The sequence below is a fragment of the uncultured Dialister sp. genome (assembly GCF_937959425.1).
Taxonomy (GTDB): Bacteria; Bacillota; Negativicutes; order Veillonellales; family Dialisteraceae; genus Dialister.
Window position 1 is genome coordinate 1 of record NZ_CALGPS010000045.1, and the last position, 4,944, is coordinate 4,944.

At 48.9% G+C, this 4,944-nt stretch carries 3 protein-coding genes; 2 read left to right on the forward strand and 1 reads right to left on the reverse strand.

Going from position 1 to position 4,944, the window contains the following annotated elements; all coding sequences use genetic code 11:
* Positions 1-318 precede the first annotated feature (318 nt).
* Positions 319-1,623 carry a tRNA (N(6)-L-threonylcarbamoyladenosine(37)-C(2))-methylthiotransferase MtaB gene (gene mtaB, locus Q0482_RS01995; protein ID WP_299142697.1) on the forward strand — a complete coding sequence of 435 codons (1,305 nt, stop codon included), beginning with the start codon at positions 319-321 and terminating at the stop codon, positions 1,621-1,623.
* A gap of 2 nt (positions 1,624-1,625) precedes the next feature.
* Positions 1,626-1,979, forward strand: coding sequence for a histidine triad nucleotide-binding protein (locus Q0482_RS02000; RefSeq protein WP_291055641.1), 354 nt, complete (start codon positions 1,626-1,628; stop codon positions 1,977-1,979).
* A gap of 283 nt (positions 1,980-2,262) precedes the next feature.
* Here Q0482_RS02000 and Q0482_RS02005 read toward each other — a convergent pair whose 3' ends face one another.
* Positions 2,263-3,705, reverse strand: a complete 1,443-nt coding sequence (locus Q0482_RS02005) for an ATP-binding protein (RefSeq protein WP_299142700.1) — start codon at positions 3,703-3,705, stop codon at positions 2,263-2,265.
* Positions 3,706-4,944: the final 1,239 nt, after the last annotated feature.

Genomic DNA, 4,944 nt, shown 5'->3' on the forward strand with positions numbered 1-4,944 from the left:
TTAGAATAATCTTAACTTGACAGAAAAAATTTACACAAAGGACTTGACAGACCCGGCCGAAGCTGTGAAAAATGTTCAATCATTTCTTCACAGCCTCCTATAAACTGCGGCGTCAGCCGCCACCACAACCCTCAGCGCCGGCAGGCTCTGTCAAACTTAAGGACCTTCGGGGCGAAGCCCCGTCAAACCTAAGAACCTTTTCTTATACAACACTTCTACACAACCTGCCGCCAATAGGTACGGAACCCTTTGTACCTTTTCTATCCTCCGTGTTATAATGAACACATGGAAAATAATACATTACACTCAGGAAAAAAGGTGTCCTTCATTACACTTGGCTGCAAGGTCAACCAGTATGACAGCGACGCCATGCGTACCCTCTTTATGAGAAACGGGTACGCCCAGGCAGGGGAAAATGACGACGCCGATGTGTACGTGGTCAATACCTGCTCTGTCACCAGTATCGGCGACAGGAAATCAAGACAGATGGTGCGCCGCATCCGCCGGGCCCATCCCCATGCGGTGATTGCGGTGGCCGGCTGCTATGCCCAGCTGGCGCCGGAAGTCTTCGAAAAAATGGGGGATGTGGACGTCATCGTAGGACTGCAGAACCGCACCCATATTGTGGACTATGTGGAAGAAGCCATGCACCGCACGGACAAGAAGCCCCTCAACGAGACGGTGGACATTATGAAGGTAGACCGTTTTGAAAACATGTGGGTCGATGCGTCCGGTGAAGTCCGCACCCGTGCCTTCGTGAAGGTACAGGAAGGCTGCGACAATTACTGCACCTTCTGCATTATCCCCTATGCCCGGGGCAAGCTGAAATCCCGCCTCCAGAAGGATGCGGTGGAAGAAATCAGGCACCTGGTGTCTGAAGGCTACCGGGAAGTGGTTCTGACCGGTATCCACCTTGGCAATTACGGCAAAGACCTTCATGACGGCACCTCTCTTGCTACCCTGGTGGCGGAGCTGGTGAAGATTCCGGATCTCCTCCGCATCCGTCTGGGCTCCGTGGAATCAGTGGAACTTTCGGAAGACCTCATCCATATCATGCAGAATGAACCGAAGGTATGCCGTCATCTGCACCTGCCCATCCAGTCCGGCTCCGACGCCGTGCTGAAAGGCATGAACCGCCACTACCGGCTGCCCCAGTTCAAGAAATTGATTTCCGAACTTCGGGAAAAGGTGCCGGGCATTGCCCTCACCACCGACCTCATCGTAGGCTTCCCGGGAGAAACAGAGGAAAATTTCCTGGAAACCCTGGAAACACTGAAGGAAATCAAATTCTCCGGCATCCACGTATTCCCCTACTCCCGCCGCACCGGCACGCCGGCGGCATCCTACCCAAACCAGGTGTCCAATGAGGTGAAAAAAGAAAGGGTTCACCGGGTACAGGAGCTGGAAAAAGGCATTGCCCTGGAATACAGAAAACAGTTCATGGGCCGCGTAGTCCATGTGCTGGCGGAAGAAGTAAAGGATGGTTTCTTTGAAGGACTCACCGACGAATACATCCGGGTGTCCATCAGAGATTCACATATAGAAAAAGGCAAAATGTATCCTGTCAGGATTGATACTATCACCGAAGATGGCCTGTCAGGCGTGTTAGCAGAGGAGGAATAAGAATGGCTGATTGTATTTTCTGCAAAATCGCTGCCGGAGAAATTCCCAGCACCAAAGTTTATGAAGATGAAAACTGGTATGCCTTCAAGGACATCGAACCCTGTGCACCGGTGCACATCCTGGTGATTCCGAAAAAACACGTGGACAATATCCTTGCCTTCGACGAAGAATACAACAAGAACTTCGCTGACTTCTTCCTGGTAGTCAAGAAAATCGCCCTGGAAGCAGGCCTGAAAGAAGATGGCTTCCGTCTTGTCATCAACACAGGAGAAAAGGCAGGACAGTCCGTCTTCCATTTCCACGCCCACATTATCGGCGGCAAAGAACTGGGCTGGCCGCCATTCCCGGAAAAATGACACGCTTTGCGTGAGGGTTGTGGGCCTTCGGCCCGAAGTTTGACAGGGCCTGCGCCCTGAAGGTTCCAAGGCTTGACGCGCCTTCGGCGCGAGGGTTGTGGTGGCGCCTGCGGCGCAATGATATACCGCCTTGCGGCGGGGGCTTCTTCAAATGATTGGAGGAGCCCTTCATCATTTAAAGGGTGCCCACATTTGGCTATGAAGCAGTCATCATACTGACGCGAAGCGTCTTCAATCAAAAATGCCTGCCATAAGAATATGGCGGGCATTTTCATCTGCTGAATCATTTCAAACGGACAGCATTGGGATTCGTCCGGTAATACCTGGAGCGTCCCTTTTGACTTTCTAACAGGTATTTCTGCTCTATCAAATGGTTCAAAATATTTTTACGGAAATAAGAAGAAGGGCTCAAACCGAGATGCCGGGCAATGTCGGAAATCCTTCTGGCCTGCCCCAGGCAATACATAAGAATAGCCGCATCGTACTTTGTTCCGTTTCGGGGAGGAACAAATTCGAGTTTTGCGTCGTCCGATGCCGCAACTCCCTGCTCATAGGTTAAGTCCGGAAGAACCAGGGTAAAATGATCGGAAGCAGAAAAGATATAAGGCTTATGATTGGCATCTGCCTTGGAGTAGTCTTCTGTAATCTTATCAAAGCCTGTGCCTGCGGCCTCCATTACATTACAGGCTACCAGCACAGCACAAATCAGTTCATTTCTTCTTTTTGAAATAATGGAGGAAAGGTTATAAGTCTTTTCGAAGGGGGCTCCACGATAAAAGCTGCCGGGGGATGAGATTTCAAGGCGGTCACGGAACATATCGATTTGAATCTGTGTACCATCCAGATAGTAATCGCGGTGAGCCATCGCATTGACAACCCCTTCGAAAACGGCTCGGGCAGGATAAGCGTCAAGATTTACGCGTCCGTTATCCGTTTTAATGAAGGAGTGATTCATCCGCTGGGCAACAAAGTCGCAGGCATAGGAAATACTCTGAATCAAATTTCCATGAAATCTGTTGACTGTGACAATCCGTTCGCTTCCTTTATTGAACCCGGAAAAAACGGAGCAGGTCATATCTGTTTTGCCGCCGGCATAATCATCGGCAAAGAGCACCGAGCCGTTGGCCAATAGTCCCTTTTCATTGAAAAAACCGATAGACTGCAGAGCTTTGTCTGTAAACTCTTTGCCATTGTTGTGCTCTTTGAAAAAAGCCAGGAGGCCGGTAAAATCTCCCCGTTTGTACATGCGGTCTGAAGGCAGCGTGTCAAACTCAGCATGCTGGCTTTTGATGCTCATTTCGATAATTTCTTCATAGGTAGCCCCGTTAGTAAAACCGTCCCGGCGCATATAAATGGCAGGCACGTTTTTATATTTCAGGATAACCGGCTTTACAGCAGAACTTTTCACCATGATATGAAGGATAAAACGCTCCTGGTCCCTGATGGTATACCGAAGGAATTCTATACGTATATCCGGCCGTGGCACCAGATGCTCATTCACCTGGCTGTTGAAATAATTCCGCTCTTTATCAGCACCGTGACGGTCAAAGCCAAGCAAAGTATGGGTTTCATCATCCACTCCCACATACAGGTCTCCGCCATCGGCATTGGCAAAACCGGCTGCCGTTTTCAGCCAGCTTAAAATATCATCTCTATTTAGCTGGCGTTTGTATTCAGTCCAGTAATCTTCTAAACCGGCATTAGGTATCAGCTCCTCTAACAGCATGGGGCCACCTCCTTCAGGAAACTTCATGAACTACTTCAATTATACTTCACATTCACTTCACTATCAACTTCACACTTACTTCACTATAAACTTCACATTCACTTCATTATGAAACTTCATTGACTTCCTTAACTTTTGAAGGGAATCCCTGGGGGTCCGGAAGAAATGCCGGTTACCGGATGAATGATCTATAGACAGCCGGACCGATTTGGACTATCATATAGGTAGTAACCTCCATTTGCATTATGGTAATCACCGCTGCAGCTGCCTTTGGCTGACTGCCACATCCGGTTAAATCCACGATATAGTCCGGTTCAATCCGAGACACTTATGATGCTGCAAATTGGAGGTTACTTTTTTGTGAAATTCAACAGTGGAATCAGTTCCGGCATGAACTGGTTTTTGTATATTGGTGGCGTGTCTTTATGGACACGTCCTGCGGGCGTGAGGGTTCATAAGCAAAGGAATTCTCAGGTTTGACACGGCCTTTGGCCGTGAGGATCATGGTGGCGGCGTAATTATATACCGCCTTGCGGCGGGGGCTCCTTCTAATGATTGGAGCCCTCTTTTTATAAAACCATACAACCGGGCTTTTGCCCGTGGGAAAACAAGCCAACCACCCTTGCGGGCGAGGGGTGGCTGGGGGCTGGTAGCTAGTGGCTGGGAAAACCATACAACCGCCCTGGCGGGCGAGGGAAAAGCACCACTCCCTTTGGTGGCTTCGCCACCACCTTCGCCCCAGTGGGAAGCGTGTCACCGGATTCTGGGGTCACTACGTTCCCCTACAAATCCAGTTCCCTTGCCACTTCCGCTGAAGCGATAGAAAAGATTAGAAACAAGATGAGTGGGAAATGATATTTTGAATAATTTTTTTCTTCTCTTTTCAAAAATCACAACCTGCCGTTATTTATATAGTAGAGGGGCACGAAAAGCCCGCGGTTCTACCGGATATCACTCCATATGTTTCCCAGTTGGCCATAAGAAATGATTCTATGGAGTGATGGAAAGAAGAAAATGGTACCGCTTTTCTCCCTCACCATTTCCGGAAAATGGTAAAAACTCAGTGAAAACTGAAAAAATAACAGAGAAATCCAGGACTTTAGACATCTATCGCGGCAGAAATGACGGGAGACTTTGGGGGAAGCACTGATTCATTCACAGAGTCTGCTTTCATAAAAATTTTCATGCACTGCTTCGTCATGGGATTCCTTAAATAGCTCGCTATTCGCGTCATCCCAT

What these genes read in the sequence shown, in the direction of transcription:
- Q0482_RS02000 (WP_291055641.1), top strand. Translation starts at nt 1,626, where the DNA reads ATGGCTGATTGTATTTTCTGCAAAATCGCTGCCGGAGAAATTCCCAGC.
- Q0482_RS02005 (WP_299142700.1), bottom strand. Translation starts at nt 3,705, where the DNA reads ATGCTGTTAGAGGAGCTGATACCTAATGCCGGTTTAGAAGATTACTGG.